Origin of the sequence: Bifidobacterium psychraerophilum, assembly GCF_000741705.1 — a bacterium.
GTDB classification, from domain to species: Bacteria; Actinomycetota; Actinomycetes; order Actinomycetales; family Bifidobacteriaceae; genus Bombiscardovia; species Bombiscardovia psychraerophila.
This window is the reverse complement of sequence record NZ_JGZI01000010.1, coordinates 169970-190288: the sequence shown is the minus strand read 5'-3', so window position 1 is coordinate 190288 and position 20319 is coordinate 169970. Positions and strand designations below refer to the sequence as shown.

The 20319-nt window shown below is 58.9% G+C and carries 15 protein-coding genes and 1 riboswitch; of the genes, 13 read left to right on the top strand and 2 right to left on the bottom strand.

Annotated features, from left to right (window positions below; genetic code table 11):
- The first annotated feature begins 198 nt into the window (after nt 1-198).
- The 3 genes from BPSY_RS08020 (at nt 199) to BPSY_RS08010 (ending at nt 5167) form a co-directional block, all read left to right on the top strand.
- Nucleotides 199-1524 (top strand): MFS transporter, encoded by a 1326-nt coding sequence (locus BPSY_RS08020; RefSeq protein WP_033496372.1) that lies wholly within the window; start codon nt 199-201, stop codon nt 1522-1524.
- Nucleotides 1525-1648: 124 nt separating this feature from the next.
- Nucleotides 1649-2989 carry a glycoside hydrolase family 30 protein gene (locus BPSY_RS08015; protein ID WP_033496375.1) on the top strand — a complete coding sequence of 447 codons (1341 nt, stop codon included), beginning with the start codon at nt 1649-1651 and terminating at the stop codon, nt 2987-2989.
- Nucleotides 2990-3046: 57 nt separating this feature from the next.
- Nucleotides 3047-5167 (top strand): beta-galactosidase, encoded by a 2121-nt coding sequence (locus tag BPSY_RS08010; protein WP_033496377.1) that lies wholly within the window; start codon nt 3047-3049, stop codon nt 5165-5167.
- Nucleotides 5168-5285: 118 nt separating this feature from the next.
- Here the strand turns inward: BPSY_RS08010 and BPSY_RS08005 are convergent, their stop codons facing one another.
- Entirely contained in the window at nt 5286-5888 is a 603-nt protein-coding gene (locus BPSY_RS08005) for a TetR/AcrR family transcriptional regulator (RefSeq protein WP_051921944.1), read from the bottom strand.
- A 289-nt stretch (nt 5889-6177) separates the two neighbouring features.
- Between BPSY_RS08005 and BPSY_RS08000 the strand changes: the two genes are divergently transcribed.
- On the top strand, nt 6178-8421 hold the full coding sequence (locus tag BPSY_RS08000; RefSeq protein ID WP_033496518.1) for an exo-alpha-(1->6)-L-arabinopyranosidase: 2244 nt from the start codon (nt 6178-6180) through the stop codon (nt 8419-8421).
- Nucleotides 8422-8588: 167 nt separating this feature from the next.
- Here BPSY_RS08000 and BPSY_RS07995 read toward each other — a convergent pair whose 3' ends face one another.
- Nucleotides 8589-9266 (bottom strand): TenA family protein, encoded by a 678-nt coding sequence (locus tag BPSY_RS07995; protein ID WP_033496379.1) that lies wholly within the window; start codon nt 9264-9266, stop codon nt 8589-8591.
- A 106-nt stretch (nt 9267-9372) separates the two neighbouring features.
- Nucleotides 9373-9467: riboswitch (TPP riboswitch) on the bottom strand.
- A gap of 264 nt (nt 9468-9731) precedes the next feature.
- Here BPSY_RS07995 and BPSY_RS11985 point away from each other — a divergent pair.
- The 9 genes from BPSY_RS11985 (at nt 9732) to BPSY_RS07955 (ending at nt 20217) form a co-directional block, all read left to right on the top strand.
- Entirely contained in the window at nt 9732-10277 is a 546-nt protein-coding gene (locus BPSY_RS11985) for a type 2 periplasmic-binding domain-containing protein (RefSeq protein ID WP_238556832.1), read from the top strand.
- Nucleotides 10238-11347: an extracellular solute-binding protein gene (locus tag BPSY_RS07990; protein WP_238556831.1), complete on the top strand. Its 1110-nt coding sequence runs from the start codon at nt 10238-10240 to the stop codon at nt 11345-11347. Before BPSY_RS11985 ends, BPSY_RS07990 begins: the two co-directional genes overlap by 40 nt.
- A 180-nt stretch (nt 11348-11527) precedes the next feature.
- Complete coding sequence (locus tag BPSY_RS07985) at nt 11528-12439, top strand: ABC transporter permease (RefSeq protein WP_100841141.1); 912 nt, start codon at nt 11528-11530, stop codon at nt 12437-12439.
- Nucleotides 12440-12450: 11 nt separating this feature from the next.
- A complete protein-coding gene (locus BPSY_RS07980) occupies nt 12451-13416 on the top strand; it encodes a carbohydrate ABC transporter permease (RefSeq protein ID WP_033496383.1) in 966 nt (321 codons plus the stop codon).
- Between the two features lie 48 nt (nt 13417-13464).
- Nucleotides 13465-14148 (top strand): YesL family protein, encoded by a 684-nt coding sequence (locus BPSY_RS07975; protein WP_051921853.1) that lies wholly within the window; start codon nt 13465-13467, stop codon nt 14146-14148.
- Between the two features lie 2 nt (nt 14149-14150).
- Nucleotides 14151-16208 carry a glycoside hydrolase family protein gene (locus BPSY_RS07970; protein WP_051921852.1) on the top strand — a complete coding sequence of 686 codons (2058 nt, stop codon included), beginning with the start codon at nt 14151-14153 and terminating at the stop codon, nt 16206-16208.
- 92 nt (nt 16209-16300) lie between these two features.
- Nucleotides 16301-16921, top strand: coding sequence for a TetR/AcrR family transcriptional regulator (locus tag BPSY_RS07965; protein ID WP_152596813.1), 621 nt, complete (start codon nt 16301-16303; stop codon nt 16919-16921).
- A gap of 262 nt (nt 16922-17183) precedes the next feature.
- The gene (locus BPSY_RS07960; protein ID WP_081884422.1) at nt 17184-18755 is read left to right on the top strand and encodes an APC family permease; all 1572 of its coding nucleotides are present in this window, start codon (nt 17184-17186) and stop codon (nt 18753-18755) included.
- 136 nt (nt 18756-18891) lie between these two features.
- The gene (locus BPSY_RS07955) at nt 18892-20217 is read left to right on the top strand and encodes an aspartate aminotransferase family protein (protein ID WP_051921851.1); all 1326 of its coding nucleotides are present in this window, start codon (nt 18892-18894) and stop codon (nt 20215-20217) included.
- Nucleotides 20218-20319: the final 102 nt, after the last annotated feature.

Genomic DNA, 20319 nt, shown 5'->3' with positions numbered 1-20319 from the left:
GAGAGTTCCAAGAATCCAAGGAAGTATCCTGTCTATGAATTCTCTGATAATTCACTGATTATTGTTGCTATCAAGCGATTCCGTGTTGACAAGTTAAGTGAATTCACTTATTCTATTCTCTACCTAACATGCATTAGATAGTGATGTCTTTCCATGTTCGGGCGTTACGTCAACGAAGACCAGCGAAAGAGATATCGAATGAATACAAGCACCCAAGATCAGGTGACGCTTCTGGCGGCCCATGAGCAGGCCATCGCCGCCGCCTCCAAGGATCCGTCGCTCAGTCCGGAGACCGGAAGAAAAGTAAGCAAGGGGACCCTGTTCCGATTCGGGGCCGGATTCCTCATCTTCGGCATCCTGTGGATGTCGGGGCTCGGCATCGTATCCATAGTCCTGCTTCCCGAGCACTACAAATCGATCCAGGGCATCCAACCCGAAGCCCTGCTCGGCATCGTCAACGCGGCGACCGCCGTCGCCTCGCTCGTGGCCAATCTTCTCTTCGGCAACTTCTCGGACCGCTCACGATCACGTTTCGGCAGACGAACGCCATGGATTCTCTTCGGTGCGGTGCTCGGTGGCGTAACGCTCTTCCTGACCGGCACCACCGACAACGCCATTCTGCTGACCATCTACTACTGCGGCAGCATGTTCGGCCTCAACTGCATGATCGCGCCTCTGGTGGCTCTGCTCTCGGACCGCATACCTTCCGGCGTGCGCGGCACGATGTCGGCGTTCTACGGCGCAGGCGCCACGATCGGCGCACCCATCGGAACCCTCATCGGCGCGTACTTCATATCGAATCTGATACCCGGATTCGCCATCTCCGGCACGCTGATGTTCCTCGGAGGCGTGGTGGCGGTGCTCATCATGCCGCGTGAGGAGTCGGCGGCATATCTGCCGAAGTCACAGGATGGCGTCAAGGATGTCGTGATGTCCTTCCGCCCACCGAAGTTCTCGCAGTCCCACGATTTCTACAAGGCCTTCGTCGGCCGCTTCTGCATGCTGGTGAGCTATCAGATGATCACCGCGTACCAGCTCTACATCGTCCAGAACTACATCGGTCAGTCCACCGCGGAATCCGCCGCCACCATATCGGTGATCTCCGTCATCACGATGGTCGTATCCCTGGTCGGATCCGTGGTGGCGGGCCCCTTCTCCGACTTCATCGGCCGCCGCAAGCTGCCGGTGATCATCGCTTCGGTCTGCTTCGCCATCGGCATCGCGATGCCCTGGATATTCCCCTCATCGGTAGGCATGTATCTCTATGCAGCCATCGCCGGACTCGGCTATGGCGTGTATTCCTCCGTTGACCAGGCACTGCTCGTCGACGTGCTGCCGAACAAGGATCAGGCCGGCAAGGATCTGGGCATCCTCAACCTCGCGACCACGCTCGGCCAGATGTGCGGCCCGATCATCATGTCCACCGTGGTTCTCGCGGTGGGCTATGTATTCGCCTTCCCATTGGCCATCGCCCTGGCGCTGATCGGATGCGTATTCATCCTCTTCATCAGAACCGTGAAGTGACGGCGACGATGAGAAGATGCCCCGCCGATCATCACGCCGGATCGCGGGGCCCGGAATCGGGCATCGGCATCACGACAACGCAACACCACACACATAGGAAACACAGCAAGGTAAGGATCGGATAATGAATACCTGGATCGCAAGCACACCCGAGGAACGACTGGTGACGTCGAAACTCAGTGGCCAAGCACGGACAAGCGCGGATGGATTGGCCCTCACCGGCAACGCCCTGCAGCAGATCCGTGGCTTCGGCGGCTGCTTCAATGAACTCGGTTATCTGGCCATTGAACGCTATCTGAGCGAGGAGGACAAGGAAACCGTCTACAGGGAGCTCTTCAGCCCCGATGAGCTGAACTTCACCTTCAACCGCGCGCCCGTCGGAGCCAACGATTTCGCCGAGCAATGGTACAGCTATGACGAGCATGACGGCGACTACTCCCTTGAGCATTTCAGCGTCGGTCACGATGACGACACCCTCGTGCCCTACATCCGCCACGCCCAGCAATACCAGCCGGAGATGCAGCTGTTCTCAAGCCCCTGGAGCCCGCCGACCTGGATGAAGTTCCCGAAGGCCTATAACTTCGGACGCATCGTCATGACCCCAGAGAATCTGGATGCCTACGCCCGGTACTTCGTCCGATACATCCAGTCCTATGCCGAGCGCGGCATCGAGGTCACGCAGCTGCATGTGCAGAACGAGGTCTTCGCCGACCAGAAGTTCCCGAGCTGCCTCTGGTCCAGTGAGGACATGCGTGTGTTCATCCGCGATTACCTCGGGCCGGCCTTCGACAAGGCAGGCATCGATACGGAGATCTTCCTGGGCACCCTCAACGGACCTGAGGACATGGCCTTCGTCGGCGGTTACGCGATGAAGCTGGAGAACTACAACCGATACGTCGATAACATCCTGTTCGACGACAAGGCACGTTCCTACATCAAAGGGATCGGCTATCAGTGGGCCGGACAGCATTGCATCGCACGCACACACGAATCATGGCCCGAGCTGGAACTGCTGCAGACCGAGTCCGAATGCGGCAACGGCGACAACTCATGGGAGTATGCGGAATACGTCTTCCACCTCATCAACCACTACCTGCGCAATGGAGCGACCGCGTACACGTACTGGAATATGGCGCTCACCGAAATCGTGAGCACCTGGGGATGGCAGCAGAACTCCCTCTACAGCATTGATTCGCAGCAGGGCACCTTGGTCAGAAACCCGGAATGGTATGTGATGAGGCATTTCTCCACCTACGTGCATCCGGGGGCCGTCGTGCTGGAGACCACGGGACACTTCAACTCACTCGGCATCGCCTTCAGAAATCCCGATGGCAGCATCGTGCTGGTCGTGCAGAACGCCCTGGATCGGAGCCTGCCCTTCGACTTCGCCGACCCGGAGCAAGCCTCGCGGGGGATTGATGTGGTGCTCGCACCGCGCTCATTCAACACCTTCATCATCGACTAACGGCAACAGGCGTGCGGGCGTCACCCGCCCGCACGCCACCACCCCTAAGGACATTCCATGACCACCACACCAGTCTTCACACACCCACTGTTCGGCACCGCCTATTACGACGAGTACATGCCGAAGGACGTCGACCGCATCAACACCGATATGGAGATGATGCAGGCTGCCGGCATCAACGTCATCCGCATCGCCGAGTCGACGTGGAGCACCTGCGAACCCCAGCCCGGCGAATTCGATTTCACGCATGTCGACCGTGCCCTCGAAGCGGCGCATAAGCATCACATCGATGTGATCGTGGGAACTCCGACCTATGCGGTACCGACCTGGCTCGTCGCCATGCACCCGGATGTCCTCGCCGAAACGCCCGCCGGCCCCGGGCACTACGGCGCACGCCAGATCATGGATATCGTCAACCCCTCATACCTCTTCTACGCGGAACGGGTGATCCGTGCGCTCATCGCGCATGTGGCCGACCATCCGGCCGTCATCGGTTATCAGGTCGACAATGAGACGAAATACTATGATTCCGTCAGCCACGATATGCAGATGCTGTTCGTCAAACACCTGCGCAAACGTTTTTCGGATGATCTTGACGCGCTCAATAACACATTCGGCCTGGACTACTGGTCGAACAGAATCAATGCCTGGGAGGATTTCCCCGATGTCCGCGCTTCGATCAATGAATCCCTGCGCGGAGCATTCGACGCCTTCCGACGTGAACAGGTCTCCGAATTCCTGGGGTGGCAAGCGGACATCGTACGCGAATACGCCCGGGACGGGCAGTTCGTGACGCATAACTTCGATTTCGAGTGGCGCGGCCATTCATACGGCGTCCAACCCGCGGTCGATCACTTCAAGGCCGCCGCCCATATGGATATCGCCGGAGTCGACATCTACCATCCGACCGAGGACGCCCTCAGCGGCAAGGAGATAGCCTTCGGCGGAGATATGACCCGTTCGATCAGATCAGGTGCCAATTACATCGTTCTGGAGACCCAGGCGCAAGGCCAGCACGGCTGGCTGCCCTATCCCGGGCAACTGAGGCTTCAGGCTTACAGCCACCTGGCATCCGGTGCGGACGGTGTGATGTACTGGCATTGGCACTCCATCCACAACTCCTTCGAGAGCTATTGGAAAGGCCTGCTGAGCCATGATCTGGAGTCGAATCCCACCTATGAGGAGGCGGGGGTATTCGGACGCGAGATAGCCGACCCTAAGGTGGGTCCAAGAATCCTGCATTTGAGGAAGCACAATCCGGTGGCCATCATGGTCTCGAACGAATCCCTCAGCGCACTCGAATGGTTCCGTTTGGAGACGGGGCTGCCCGATGGCACCGGCCCCGGATACAACGATGTGCTTCGCCGTATCTACGATGCCCTCTTCGAATTGAATATCGAATGCGATTTCGTACCTGCGGATGCTTCGATCGAGCGGCTCGGCGCATACCAGGCGGTGATCACGCCCGCACTGTATTGCGCCACCCAGGAATGCATCGACACCCTGAAGGAGTATGTGCGTGCAGGAGGCCATCTGATCTCCACGCTGCGCTCCTTCGTGGCGGATGAGAACGTGACCATATGGCACGACAGGGCACCCCATGGTCTCGATGACGTGTTCGGATCGTCATATCAGCAGTTCACACGGCCACAGGACACCGGCCTGGCCTTCACCGGGCAGGCTCCGGTCTCATCCCAGGCGACCGCCTTGATCGAGTTGCTGACACCCGAGAGGAATGAGGATGTCATCGCTTGGTATGACCATCCGGTTTGGAAGCATTACGCGGCGGTGACCCGGCATCAGTACGGCAGCGGCTGGGCGGAATGGATCGGCACGGTTCCCGACGATCACTCGACCAGGGCCTTGTTGCGCGAGGCGCTTGGGAATGCGGGCCTTATCGATGACCGACGGGCCTCGCTCCCGGAGGGGCTGGTCATCCGCACAGGCAGCAATGAGGCGGGGGAGACCATAAGCTACCTGCTGAACTACACCGCTTCCACCGCGGCATTCGACAGCCCCGTATCAGGCGAGGTCATCATCGCGCCTCGCGCCATCAGCATCCGTGGAGTGCCGGCGCTTCCAGAGGGGGCCGAAGAAGGGCTGTCGACCTCGGACCATGTGTCCGAAGGCGAGCGTATATCGATCGCTCCATGGAATCTGGCCGTGATAGCCAGCTGAGACGAAAGGCCCTGATGCCCCTGCGGAGCCCCGGTATCGCCCGTGTGCGTCCACGATCGACACAGACAGCGTGCTGCGATCGTGAACGTACACGGGCGGCCTTCCGCATCCGTAGACCTTATCGGTATCCCTGCCACAGCGGGTACGGCATCAGCACCGATTCGCAGCGCGACCACATCGTATTGAGATCGTTGCCCGGATTGCGAAGCCACCGCAGCTGGATACCGTCCATCATGCTGAATCCCGCCTGCAGCAGCGGACCCGCCTGCACGCCATCGGGAAGCGACCACCGTATGGTATGGGCGGCATCATCCGTTTTGCCTTCACGTGATTCGAAGTAGTCATGGGCAGGATGCGCCGGGTCCAGGGCCTCGGCGCTCAGTGTGGTGAACATGCGAACCAGCTCGGGCCGTTGCGCATTCACCGCCACCGTCTTTCTCCATAGCTCTGCGATGAGAGGGCGTTCCTCGGATTGCATCGCGGCGAATATCTCATCGGTCTGCAGGTCGTACATCTTGTCGAGCACAAGTTCCAACAGACCTTCCTTGCTGCCTACATAGTGGAGCACCCCCGCCTTCGTCAGACCGACTCCGTTGGCGATGCTCTGCAGGGAAGTGCCGTAGTAGCCGCGTACGCCCAATGACGTGACGGCCGTCTCCAGTATCGCCGCCATCCGATCCTGCGCCGCGATGCTGTGCGGTGTGCGCCGTTGCTCCTGCATGGCCATACTGGTGCTCACTTTCATCCATTCCACATGGGGCCGGGCATACGAAGGCATGCCTTCCTCCGCCCCATGACAGATGTGTTCTCGGCCGCCACACTAGCAATGTTCAACGAGTCGACCAAGAACGGTGTGTTTCGTGAAATAAGATGATACTCTACTTACCAACCGGTTGGTAGGAATCTATCCGATGCGAGGTGTCTGGGCCCGACGGCCTCAGCGCAAGGCATCGCAGGTGAACGGCAATGATGTCGTGCACCATCCGGATCCACACGGAAATGAGGGTTTCATGGGCGAACATCATCATCACGCAGCAGATCTGACGCTTGAGGAACAGGCGAGTCTGACATCCGGAGGGGATTCCTGGCACCTTCAGGCCGTGGAGTCAAAGGGCATACCGGGATACATGATCACCGACGGACCCCACGGGCTGCGGAAGACCGCCGGGAGTTCCGAGACGGTCGATCTCGATAACACGGTACCTGCCACCTGCTTCCCACCGGCGGCAGGTCTGTCGAGCTCATGGAATCCGAAACTGGTCCATGAGGTGGGCGAGGCCATGGCCGAGGAGTGCATCCAGGAGAAGGTGGCCGTCATCCTCGGCCCCGGCGTCAACATCAAACGCAACCCGCTCGGGGGCCGCTGCTTCGAGTATTGGTCCGAGGACCCATATCTCGCCGGCCATGAGGCCGTGGGCATCGTCACCGGTGTGCAGTCAAAAGGCATCGGCACATCACTCAAGCATTTCGCGGTCAACAACCAGGAAAGCGACCGCCTACGCATCAGCGCCAACGTATCGTCACGCGCCTTGCGGGAGATCTATTTCCCCGCATTCGAATACATCGTCACCACCGCGCAGCCCTGGACGATCATGTGTTCCTACAATCGCATCAATGGGGTGTTCTCCTCCGAGAACCATTGGCTGCTGAGTGATGTGCTCCGCTCCCAGTGGGGGTTCAAGGGCATCGTGATGAGCGATTGGGGCGCCGACCATGATCGCGTCGCCTCACTGAATGCAGGGCTCAATCTTGAAATGCCGCCCAGCCACACCGATGATCAGATCGTGGATGCGGTTCGGCAGCAGAAGGTAGACCCGAAGCAGCTGGAGGATATGGCCCAAGGCATGCTGGATCTCACCGACAAGGCCAGCGCGGCGATGGATATCGAAGGATATCGTTTCGACGTTCAGGCCCATGACGATATGGCTCGGCGGGCCGCCAGAGAGTCCATCGTGCTGCTCAAGAACGATGACGGCATCCTGCCCCTGTCCACAGATACGAAGCTGGCCGTCATCGGTGAATTCGCAAGGACCCCGAGATATCAGGGCAGTGGTTCATCACACATCACCCCCACCAGAATGACGAGCTTCCTCGACGCCCTCTCGGATGCAGGAATCGAGGCGGCATTCGCACCAGGATTCACTCTGGACGATAGTGAGCAGGATGCGGCGCTGCGTGACGAAGCGCTACGTACCGCGCAGGACGCGCAGACCGTCGTGGTGTTCCTGGGTCTGCCCTCCGAAGCCGAATCGGAAGGATTCGACCGCACGACCCTTGATATTCCACGGAAGCAGACGGAACTGCTGACGGCCCTGGCCGCCGTGAACAAGGAGATCATCGTCGTGCTGTCCAATGGCTCGGTTGTTTCGGTTGAGCCGTGGAGAGAGCAGGCGAAGGGAATCGTGGAATCCTGGCTGCTCGGACAGGCGGGGGGAGCGGCACTGGTGGATGTGCTCTTCGGATCCTCCAGCCCCTCGGGCAAGCTCGCGCAATCCATTCCTCTGGATCTCAGCGATGATCCGAGCACCGTCAATTGGCCCGGAGAGGAGGGGCACGTCGATTACGGCGAGGGTGTTTTTGTCGGATACCGATACTATGACACCTACGACAAGCCACTGGCCTATCCATTCGGCTTCGGATTGAGCTACGCGGATTTCGACATCACCGACATCCGGGTGGACAAGACAGGGGCCAACACCGCGGAGGTACACGCGACGGTGAGCAACACCTCGTCGACACCAGGCGCCGAAACCGTCCAGATCTATGTGGCGCCGGGCAAGGCCGATGTCGCGCGACCCGTGCATGAGCTCAAGGGCTTCGAGAAAGTGTACCTGGAGGCAGGGGAGTCCCGCGAGATTACGATCCCCCTCGATGAGCGTGCCTTCTCCTACTGGTCGGAGCGTTTCGACGACTGGCGCATCGAGAAGGGAAGCTATGGGATAGAAGTGGGTACATCCAGTCGGGACATCATCGGCAGACGGGATGTGGAGATCGACGGCGACGGCAGGCGGATGCCCCTGGACGAATGGTCGAATCTGGAGGAATGGCGTCAGGATCCGATTGGCGCCCAGATCGTCCGCCGCATGATCGAGGAGGGGGAGAACGGCCGGTTGCCGGTTATCCCTCAGGACAACACGGCGGTTATGGTCTTCCTCGATACGATGCCCATCAACTCCCTCTCGATGCTCATCGGACCGGGGGGCGACCGGCTCACCACCTATCTGTTGGAACAGTACCGGCAGGCAAAGGCCTGACCTATGTGATGGGGGGCGATGATCGCCATCATCGAATCATCGCCCCTGATATCCGCGGAACACACCGCCCACGGAGCCTATATGGTCCGTGGGCGGCTATGCGTCATTGATCGGTGACGCATGCATCGGAGCGGCACAGCCGTCAGCGACGGCTTCGTGCCTGCCTTTCAGGCGACGTTCCGGCTGTCATCGCCGGCATGGTCGTATGCGTCATCGAAAAAGCCGAGCTCGTAGTGCACCGCCTGCTCGAAGCACCGCACCACATCAGGATCCTTCGGATCCGCCACCCGATCGAATTCGTCAATGAGGAAACGCACCCATTCCTCGAAATCGGCACCGCGGTGCACATTGACCCAGCCGATGTTCTGCTCAAGCCGTGGCATCGACCTTCCGTGATCGCTGGCCGTCTCGGCCCAATCAAGGTACAGCGATTCAGCAACCAGCAGCACGGCGAGGGCCTGAGCGTAGGAGTGCGCGTCGACCGCATCACGGTACAGACCCCGGAATCCTGCGGATGCCGGGGTGAGTTCCGGGGATTCCAGCTCACGCTCACTGACTCCGAACTGTGCGAAACGTTCATGGAAATAGGTGTTCTCATCATTGGCGATGAAACCCATCTGCCGCCCCAGCCTGACCTTCGCCGGCATCGTGTCGGCAGTAGCGATGGCTTCTCCCATCAAGGAATAGAAGTCGAAGGAGAACTGCCAATCCTGGATGAGATAGGAGCGCAGCACATCATCCGCCAGTTGGTCGTGCACCAGCTCCCGGACGAAGCGGTGATTCACCGCGGCATCCCATTCCACACCCGTTCTATTGCGAAGCAGTTCATATGCGCTCTGTGTCATCTCGCACCTCCCTCGCAGGAAGAGGAGGACAGGATCGATGTAAGCGGCCCCACCACCAGTGGAGACTTCATTCCATCATGCGTTGATGGTGAAACATGGCAATGCATACCCATATGCAGGACATCCCTTCGTCAGCATTATCTGTATCAGGTTCAACGGGTCAATCTCAGCCGCCAGGAAGCGGCGCCCCGTGTCGGGATTCACACTACAGTCCGGTGGGGATGAAGGACTCCCAGACCTCCTGCACGCCCAAACGACCGCGCCTCCGGCCAGCTTCGCAACACTCCGCGAAGAAAGACTGTCAATCGTTTGACGTCAAACGATTGACGTGTTATTTTGATGAATGCAACCCAGCAGAGAAGCTCACGGACTCCAATGACGGGAATCCGGATGGGTTGCAGGTAACTTCGGTGCGTCGCCCGTGGCGAAGCATCTTGAGGAAGCAATGATTGAAAGGATGGAAATATGGCACGACGAGGTGCTAAGAAGCGAATGCTTTCGCTGGCGGCCGCAGCAGCAGCGGTGACGATGGCCCTTTCCGGTTGTGGAGGCTCAGGCAGTGATGAGGCCACAGTGGATGCGAACGGCAAGCCGATCGTCAATATTCTCATCACACGGTATTCCACCGATGTCGCGATGAAGTCGATGGGATGGACCAAGGACATCGAAGCGGCGTGCGACTGCACGATCAAGTGGGATGACGTGGCCGATTCCTCATGGAGCCAGCAGAAATCCGCAGTGCTCGCTTCGGGGGATGTGCCCGATGTCTCGATCTTCACCTTCGATCCCACCGATGGCGAGCAATACCCGTATTTCGAGGATCTCTCCAAACACATGGACGCCATGCCCAATGTGAAGAAATTCTTCGAAACACAGACCAGCGCCAAGAAGATGGTGGAGAACAAGGACGGGAATGTCTTCGTTCTGCCATCCGATCGAGGCGAGAATATTACCGCGTCTCCTCCAACCACATGTTCATCAACAAGACCTGGCTCGACAAGCTGGGCCTGAAGATGCCGACCACGTGGGATGAGCTGACCAAGGTCCTCACGGCCTTCAAGACCCAGGATCCGAACGGGAACGGCAAAGCCGATGAGGTGCCATTCAACATGCGCCGTATCGACACCACCGGCTTCTCCCTGTGGAACCCCTTCGTTCTGCTGAACTCCCTGGGCATCACGACCAGCTTCGCAGGCACATCGCCATCATTCCAAGGCATCTACGTGAAGGACGGCAAGGTGGGGAACTTCCTCGAAAGCGACGAATACAAGAGCGTGGTCAAATACCTCCATTCACTGATGGAGCAGGGTCTCATCCCCGCCGATGCATTGACGCGCGAGGACTCGGCCATCACCGCCGATACCGTCAGCGATGGCAAGACGGCCAAAAGCGGCATGATCGTCGGCTGGGCCACCACGGACTTCGAGAAGCTCCAGGACCAGTACGTGGCGCTCCCCTCTTTGAAGGCCACGGCCTCGACACCGGATTCCGAAGTCACCTGGGATGCCTCGCAGGATCTCACGGAGCTTTCCAACCACGCCATCGCCGTCTCGAAGAACGCACCCAACAAAGAGGCGGTCTATAAGGTCGTCAACGCGCTCTACAGCGAAAAGGTATCCATCCAGCAGTACTACGGCGACATCCCCGAAGACGTCACCAGCTCCGACAACAGCACCTACACGGTAAACGACCGCTGCTTCGATTCCAGCACCAAGGATCCATGCAAGGCCACCGCCGACCGTTTCGCAGGCTGGATTCCAGACAGCGCGACCATCAAGAACGACAAGGCCAGTGAGGCCCTGCGCGAGGCTGATTCCGCATACACCAAGGCATTCGCGAATGTTGATGAGACGAAGGATGTGATGCCCATCTACGTCCGTCCTGATGTCGACGACCAGACCACGATCACCAACAACAACACCGCGGTGCTGAATTACGCGCTCACCAAGACCGCAACCTGGATCCAAAAGGGCGGCGTCGACGCTGATTGGGATGCCTACGTCAAGAAACTGGACAGCGTAGGACTCACCCAGAACGTCAAACTGTGGCAGAAGTACTACGACGAGTACACCAAGAACTGATCACAGGCCAGCTAACGCAATCGGAAGGGAAGCGCAATGACACAGAGCGCAACAGTCGCAAGCGTGGCGGCAGGGCAGACACAGGTCAATCCCGGCATGCAGGATGCCACGCAAATCGTCCCAGTCGCAGCGGCTGCGACAAGCAGCAAACGTCGCAAGCGTCGTGAACGGCACCCGGCGATGCCGAAGCACGGTTCGTTGCTCACACGGCTAGGCGAGCATTTCAAGCGATACTGGCAATTGTGGCTGATGGTGACGCCTGCCATCTGCTTCATCGGGCTGTTCGCCTACGTACCCATGTACGGCGTCCAGCTCGCCTTCCGAGATTTCGTTCCCAGCAAGGGCCTCACCGGAGGCCCTTGGGTCGGATTGAAATATTTCAGGCAGTTCCTTGAGTCCCCGATGTTCGGCAACATCATGAAGAACACCATCTCCATCAGCCTGTGGACGATGGTCATGGGATTCATCGCACCGATCATCCTTGCACTGCTGATCAACCAGATCGGCAGCACCAAGGTCAAGGGCTTCGTGCAGACGATCACCTACATGCCGCACTTCATCTCAACCGTGGTGATCGTGGCGATGATCAACATCTTCCTGACCCCCGGAACCGGACTGTTGGGCCGTTTCCTCGGAGACACGAGCCTTCTGGGCAATCCCAACCTCTTCACACCCATCTACTGGGTCACCGAGGTATGGCAGCACGTGGGTTGGAATTCGATCATCTACCTTGCGGCACTCTCCAGTGTGGACACCGCCCTGTATGAGGCCGCGAAGGTCGACGGGGCCCGCCGCTTCCAGCTGATCCGATACGTCGATTTCCCGACGATCCTGCCGACCTGCGGAATACTGCTCATCCTGAACATGGGAAGTGTGCTCAATGTCGGATTCGAGAAGGTCTTCCTGATGCAGAACGCCTTGAACCTCTCATCTTCCGAAGTCATCTCGACCTATACCTACAAGATAGGTATCGTCTCGAACCAGTTCTCATACTCGACAGCGATAGGACTGTTCAATACACTCATCAACTTCGTGTTCCTCGTCATCGCCAACGCGATCTCGAAGAGAGTTTCCGAAACCAGTATCTTCTGAGGGGAATCACCATGACATCAGTTAGCTTGCAGGGCAAAGCCGCACGACCGGAAGCCCCGAAAATGAATGGGAGCAGCGTTCCCTGGAACAAGAAGACCAAGCAGTCCAAAACGCTGAGCGACCATATAGCGGACGGCCTGATCGCGATTCTGGTCGTGGCGATCATCCTGGTGGTGCTGTATCCACTGTGGTTCATCGTCATCGCATCCTTCTCGGACCCGACCAAGGTCGCCATAGGCGAGGTGCTCACCCTCCCCAAAGGCACGAATTTCACCGGGTACACGAAGATATTCGCCGACTCCCGCATCTGGACCGGATACAAGAACACGCTTATCTACGCCTTCGCGGGAACCGCGCTGAACATGGTGGTCACGCTGCCGGCAGCATTCGCGCTCTCCCGATCCGAATTCAAACCACGGCGCATCATCATGTTCCTGTTCACCTTCACGATGTTCTTCGGTGGCGGCCTGATCCCCAGCTACCTGCTCTACAAGCAGATCGGCATCCTGAACTCCATGTGGGTGTTCATCCTGCCGGGTGCCGTAAGCGTCTACAACCTGATCATCGCCAGATCCTTCTTTGAGACCTCCATCCCGGAGGAGCTGCACGACGCGGCGCAGATCGACGGCATGTCCTACATCGGCTACTTCGTGCGCATCGTGCTGCCTCTGTCCAGCGCCATCATCGCGGTGATCGCCCTGTATTATTTCGTCGGACACTGGAACGACTACTTCACCGGCCTGATCTACATCCGCGATGCCAGCAAACAGCCTTTGCAGAACGTGCTGCAATCGATTCTGCTGGCGAACCAGACGAACTCGAACAGCGCCGGCATGACGGCTGTGGCGGCGCAGCGTTTCGCCGAGCAGATCAAATACGGCGTGATCATCGTCTCCACATTGCCGCTGCTGGTCATGTACCCCTTCCTGCAGAAGTACTTCAACAAGGGCGTGATGATCGGTGCCATCAAGGGGTGAAGGGCATGCCCGTCACAGCACTTACGAGGAAGAAATCGAGGTAGTGCAATGTTGTCAAGATTCGCGTTGAGTTATGAGCGGATATGCAGAACCGCGCTGATGGTGTTCATCGTCAATGTGGCCATGATCGCGCATACGCTGCTTGGTGTCCTGATCTTCGGCTTCTTTCCCTCGATCGGGGCCGCGCACACCACCTATCGCACCTGGCTGCTCTGCGAGGACCGCGCCTGGACGGTCCGCAATACGTGGTCCTGCTTCCATAAGGCCTGGAAACAGGACATACGCTCAGCCAATGCATTCGGGTGGCCGCTGCTCTGCCTGTGGGCCCTGCTGATCTTCGACTACTGGGTCGTCAACTGGCATGATGCCGGAGGCCGGATCGGTGTGGCCGTCTCGGGGGCACTGGTGGTGCTTATGGCCGTTCTCGGCATATTCACATTGCTCAGTTGGGTGCTCCGCGCGAATTTCGAGGAATCAGGACTCTGGATCGCCAAGACGACAATCCAGATGGTGGTAGCCAGACCCTTGTGTAGTCTGATGAGTGCGGTGCTGTTCGCGCTCCTGGTATGGGTTTGGTATACCTGGCCCGGCGTGCTGGTGGTGTTCGGTCTCTCCGTTCCCGCCTTGCTCTCCTGCATGGTCGTGTTTTCCTACGCAAAGCTGCCGGGGATGGATATTCATAACATCAGCGCAGGCGTTTCGACGCCTTCACACATGACAGAGGGACGATAGCCATGAGCTCCGTAACGCATACGCAGACAGATAGCCGGACGGACCGAACGCCGTTTTCGGCTCAGGGGTACACGCATGCCGAATTCTTCATCGAAGGGGTGCCCGGTACCGGTGATCACGCCGACGACAGACGATCCGGCATAGCCCTCATCGCCGCCAGGCAGCCAGACATCGATACGGCACCCCTCAGGAAGGAGTTCCTTCTTGAGGAGGGCACCCGACGTGGTCATGTCTCCTTCGATATCGAAGAAGGCTGGTCATACAGCATCGAGAGCATCAATGCACGGGTCTCACTGGCCTATCTCTCCGGTGGTGAGGGACTGCTTGACAGAGGCATCACCTTCATGGACGTCAGCCCTCAATCATCCAATGATGGCACGATGGGCACATCGGATGCGCTGCCCTTGCACCCGGTCGGGGATCTGGGCTCCTTCCACGAATCGCACGGCAGGGCGCGCTCGCATTTCGAGCCCTTCAATCATTGGATGAACGATCCGAACGGACTGTGCCGTTTCCAGGGCAGGTACCACCTGTACTACCAGTTCAACCCCTACGGATGGAATTGGGACAATATGCACTGGGGGCATGCGGTGAGCACCGATCTGGTGCATTGGACGCATCTGCCCGTCGCGCTGTTCCCGCAAGCACGACTGCACCAGGGCCAGGATCGCTCGGGCGGCGCGTTCTCAGGAAGTGCGGTACCCGTCGACGAGTCGGGCAAACCTTGCCCCGGGGATGAAGCGCATGCGATTCGATTCTTCCTCACCCGGCATATGGAGATCCCCGGCGATCCCTCAAGCCTGCTTGAGTACCAGACGACGTGCGAAAGCGTCAATGGAATCGATATGGGCCCTGAAGACATCGTTGTGCGCCGCCCGGAAGACGGCGATCATCCGGAACTCGGCCTTGATTTCCGCGATCCTAAGGTCGAGTGGAGATTCAGACGGAACGATGCCATTGCGGACGATGCGGCCGTGATGGTCGTGGCGAGCAATGTGGCTAAGGAATCGGTCGAGCAGCAGCACTATGACTTCAGCTGGGCACCCTCGACGGACCTCCGCGAAGGTTGGTATGCCGACGCTCCCAGAGATACGAAGGGGCAGCGCCAGGCCGATGGCGCACGTGTGCCTGCACTGGCGATGTTCACCGCCGACCCGACGAAGGGCATCTCCACAGCCGAGGATTGGCAGTATGAAGGCGTCGCATTCGCGGATACCGCGCATACCGAATCATTCACATACGAGTGCCCCGACCTCTTCCCCCTGGATGGGGAGGATGTAGCCGTCGCGGCTTTGATGAAGTTCCGCGATGGCGGAGGTCGCTTCCAGCCGGTTCTCTGGTATACGGGAGACATCGTCGGCGCGGATGATGCCGCTGCTTCGGCGCGATTCAGGGCCCGGACCGCCGGACTATGCGATTTCGGCACCTCGTACTACGCGGTCCAGTCCTTTGCGGATGACCGGGGGCGCCGTATCGCCATCGGATGGCTGTCGGACTGGTTCGGCGTCCGCCAGGAGAACGAATACGCGGCCAATGGTGTGATGTCCCTGCCGCGCGAGCTCCATGTGCGGAATGGAAGGCTGACCAGCAGCCCCGTCGAAGAGGTATATGACCATCTGGTGGGGGAGAGCCTCGCGATCGAATCCCTGGATGCCAAGGGTGTCGACGGAGCCGTACCGACCATGCATGTTCCCGTTCCCTCAAACGCCTACTATGCCGATGTGTGTTTGCCCGACGATACGGACTTCGATTTGAGGATCGCCGCACATTCGTCCGAACGCTCCTTGCATCTGACGCGCGAAAACGGGATCACACGCGTGTGGACGAAGGGCGCACCCACCGATGATCTCTATCTGAGCACCGGCATCGAGGAGATCAGGCGCGTTGAGATCTTCTATGATCGTGGCGTTGCCGAGATATTCCTCAACGATGGGGAGGCGGCAGGAGCCATACTCAGCAACTGCACCGATATCGACGGGTCCTTCGCGGCCACATTGAGCGCCGATATGACGGGGCAGGCGACCGTCGAGCTACGCGCCCTGCACGGAATCTGGGAATAGCCGCAGGAGCGCAGAGCCTCAGGTATGGCGGAGCGTTGCGGGCCCGTGAGCGCCATCAGATCCCGCAACGCTTTCTGGTATCTTGTTGTCCATTGAGCCTTTCAGAGAGCGAAGTCATCATCATGCCCAAAATCGTGGATCACGAAGCGCGCCGCAACAGTATCGTCAGAGCTTTTCTTGAACTTGTGGGGGAGCAGGGCATGGCGGAGGCCAATTCGAGAGCCTTGGCCCGTAAGCTGGATATATCGAACAGCCTCCTATGGCGTTACTTCGATGACATGAACCAACTCATCGAACAGGCATATACGACCATCACCGAAGACACCAGCACCCGCATCCAATACGCGGTCGAACACGCATCCGGTCTGCATGCATTCAATCTCGCCCTTGACGAGATTTTCCCGATCTCCGAAGTATCCCGGGTCGAGGCCAAAATCGCAGTGAGTTTCTGGGGTCTTGCGGTTTCCACCCATAGTCAGGCCTCCGTAACCTTGGACGAACTGAACGAATGGTCGTCGCAGCTCGAAGGATTTCTGCAGCAGGCCGTGGAACTTGGCGAGATCAGTGCGTCCGCCCCGTTGCGGGATCTGGCGCAGATGGCGATATCAACAGCCATCCAGGCCCAGGTCGAATACGCCATGACCCATTCGGAAAACAGGGCCCGCACCCTGCGGGAATCCGTCGACGCCGTCCTCCGCCTCGCCGGCAAATAGCGCCTGTGCCCGCTTTTTCGTTTCTGTAGTGTTTCGGCGTGAAACATATTGGATAACTGCCCGACATTAAAAAGAGCACTTGCTCATTTATAAATACCCTTAGGCCTGCTCAGCCTGGGGGAGACATCCCGGACGCATCATCAGAACAGGTCACAGTACTCATTGCCATACAGGCCCCGGATCGATGCCGAACAAGAACCCCTCCACAGCATGCGACAACGGCAGATCACCCAGGCGCCTTCAATCGAAAGGCCACAGCACCATGAGCACAGACATTCTGAACACGGAGCCGCTGAGCGCAGACAATCCGGGCAGGCACGCAGCGTCGTCATCGCTGCCCACTCCGGGCACCACATCAAACCCTCCGCCTGAATCCTCCTCGTCGACACGTCAATCATTGTCAGGCTCCCTGGGCGTTGGGGCCATCGTGTTCATGGTCGTCGCCGCGGCTGCGCCATTGACCGTCATAGGGGGCGGCGCACCGGTGGGAATACTGTTGGGCAATGGCGCAGGATTCCCCTCGACATACATCGTCGCCGGCATCGCCTTGGCCCTGTTCTCCGTAGGACTCAGCGCCATGGCACGATTCGTCCCCAAGGCCGGTGCCTTCTTCGCCTATATCGGCCGCGGACTCAACCCTACCTGGGGTCTTGGCGCGGCCATGCTGGCATTGGTCTCATATACCGCGATCCAGGTGTCCGTCTACTGCCTGATCGGGCTGCAGATTTCCGTGGCTCTGGAGGCCTTCTCGATTTCGCTCCCATGGTGGGCGTATTCCCTGATGGTTCTGGCACTCACCGCATTCCTCGGGTACAGGCATATCGATATGAGCTCAAAAGTCCTGGGCGTATTGCTGATCGCCGAAATCGCGGTCATCCTCGTGCTGTCGCTGGCGATATTCGCGACAGGGGGCGCAAGCGGCATCCATATCGCGCAATCCTTCTCACCGCAGGCCTTCGTCAGCGGTTCGCCCGGCGTCGCATTCATGTTCGGCATCGCGAGCTTCATAGGATTCGAATCGACCGCGATCTACCGCAGTGAGGCCAAGAATCCCGACCGGACGATTCCCCGTGCAACATACATCGCATGCGCTTTCGCAAGCGTGCTGTACGTATTCGCATCATGGGCACTCGTCACCGCGTGGGGACCGGATTCCGTGGTCGAAGTCGCCGGATCGACGCTCGAAGCCGGCAACATGCTTCAACTCACCGGCGAGCGCTATATCGGATCCTGGTATGCCGTGGTCATCAGCGTGCTGCTCATCACCAGCCTGTTCGCCTGCATACTGAGCTTCCACAACGTACTGGCCCGGTATATGCATGCGATGGGTTCCTCCAAGGCCCTGCCGGCCTTTCTGGCGCATACCCATAGGAAACACCACTCGCCGGCTCGCGCCTCCCTGGCGCAGAGCGCGACCGCCCTGCTCGCCCTTGGCATCATCGTCCTGAGCGCTTTGGATCCCTATGCCCAAGGCTTCACATGGTTCTCAGGCGTCGCCACGGCCGGTTTCGTGACATTGATGCTGCTGACCTGCGCGGCCGTCATCGCCTTCTTCGCCAAAAACCGAGATCTTGAAGCGGGTATATGGCAGACCCGGGTGGCGCCCGGTCTCGGCGGCATCATACTTGCCGTCTTCCTGATGATGATCGTCGTCAATTTCCCCCTTCTGGTCGGTGACTCCGACGCGGCGGGCAATCCGAAAGCCGGGGCGCTGACCTACGGCCTGCTTGGCCTGCTGCTGGTGTTCTTCCTGGCAGGTGTCGCCCAGGCCATCATCCTCAGGCTGAGAAGGCCCCAGAGCTACGAAGAGCTCACGGATGGCCTTGCCGGATAGCCACGGCACATGATTCCCGCCTTCGTGCGCAAGGCAATCCCACGCACGAAGGCATCCAAACCACAATCAACACCGACAGGCGCTGTCTGCCGAATGTACATCCGCAGGCCGCACCGCAATCCAACAGGAGCAGCACATGACCGACGTCAACACCATCTACCCGGAATTCATCACCCTTGAGGAATCCCTGTCACTCGATTCACGCAGGGTTGAGGAACTCCAGCTCAGGCATATGAATCAATACAGGACTCAGATCGGACTGTCCGCCGGCCTGACATTCGATATCGTCAAAGCCGAGGGCTGCCACATGTGGGATTCGGAGGGCAATGAACGGCTCGACTTCATCGGTTGCGTCGGTGTCTACATACTCGGGCACAACAACCCCTTCGTGTTGGACGGCGTGCGCCGCTATCTGGAGAGCAAGGCATTGACGATGGATCCGATGGCGCTTAAACCGGTGACGGCCGCTTTCGCCCACAATATGGCGCTCATCACCCCGGAGCTGACACGCACCGTGCTCAACGGGGGAGGAGGCGCCGAGGCCAACGAGGTCATACTCAAAATGTGCCGTATAGCAGCCGCACGCACCAAAACAGGAAGGACCCGGGTCATATCCACCCTCAATTCCTTCCATGGGAAAACAACCGGTGCGGTCAACGCAGGCGGAAAGGACGTGTGGCGCCGCTGGCAGACCCCCGTACCCGGGCATGCCTACGTGCCCTACGGCGATGCCGACGCGGTAGAGGAGGAATTCAAAAAAGGCGATGTCATCATGTTCATCGCCGAACCGATACAGGGGGAGGGAGGGATTGTCGTACCTGCCGACGACTACTTCTACAGGGTTCGTGAGCTATGCGACCGATACGATGTCTACATGGTTCTCGATGAGGTGCAGGCCGGTTCGTGCCGAACCGGATACGTCTGGGCGCACCAATACTACGAAGGACTCGTCCCGGATGCCTTCACCTTCGCCAAAGGCATTTCGGACGGCGTTCTTCCGGTCTCGGGAGTCCAGGTCAAGGAGGAACTGTATATGGCCGCATACGGGTCTTTCGACAGCGCGATGATGCATACCGCCACTTACCAGGACAACAACATCTCGGCCGCCGTCGCGTTGAGCTCCCTGCAATTCATGATCGAAGAGGATGTCGCGGCGAAGGTCCTCGAGCGCAGCGGCTATGTATGGGAGGGTTTGGAACGCATCCGCAGCAAGCACCCTACGGTGCTCAAAGAGATCCGTGGACGCGGTTACATGATCGGCCTCAAGTTCGGCAGCGATGAACAGGGCACCGGTTATGCCAACGCCATAGGCACCGTACTGGCTCAGAAGCATCGGGTGCATACCATGACATCGATCAACGATGACACGATTCTTCGTGTATACCCCAACATAACCACGACGCAGGAAGACTTCGACTGGTTCCTGGGAGCCCTTGAACAGTCGATCGCCGAAGTCGCCTGAGCGTCGGGAACTTCACCGGCCAAGGAGCCGCAAGCTCCCGACCCGCGCCGACCGATGGGTGTCGGTCGGCGCATATGGATCCATATGCCGTATCTGATGGTG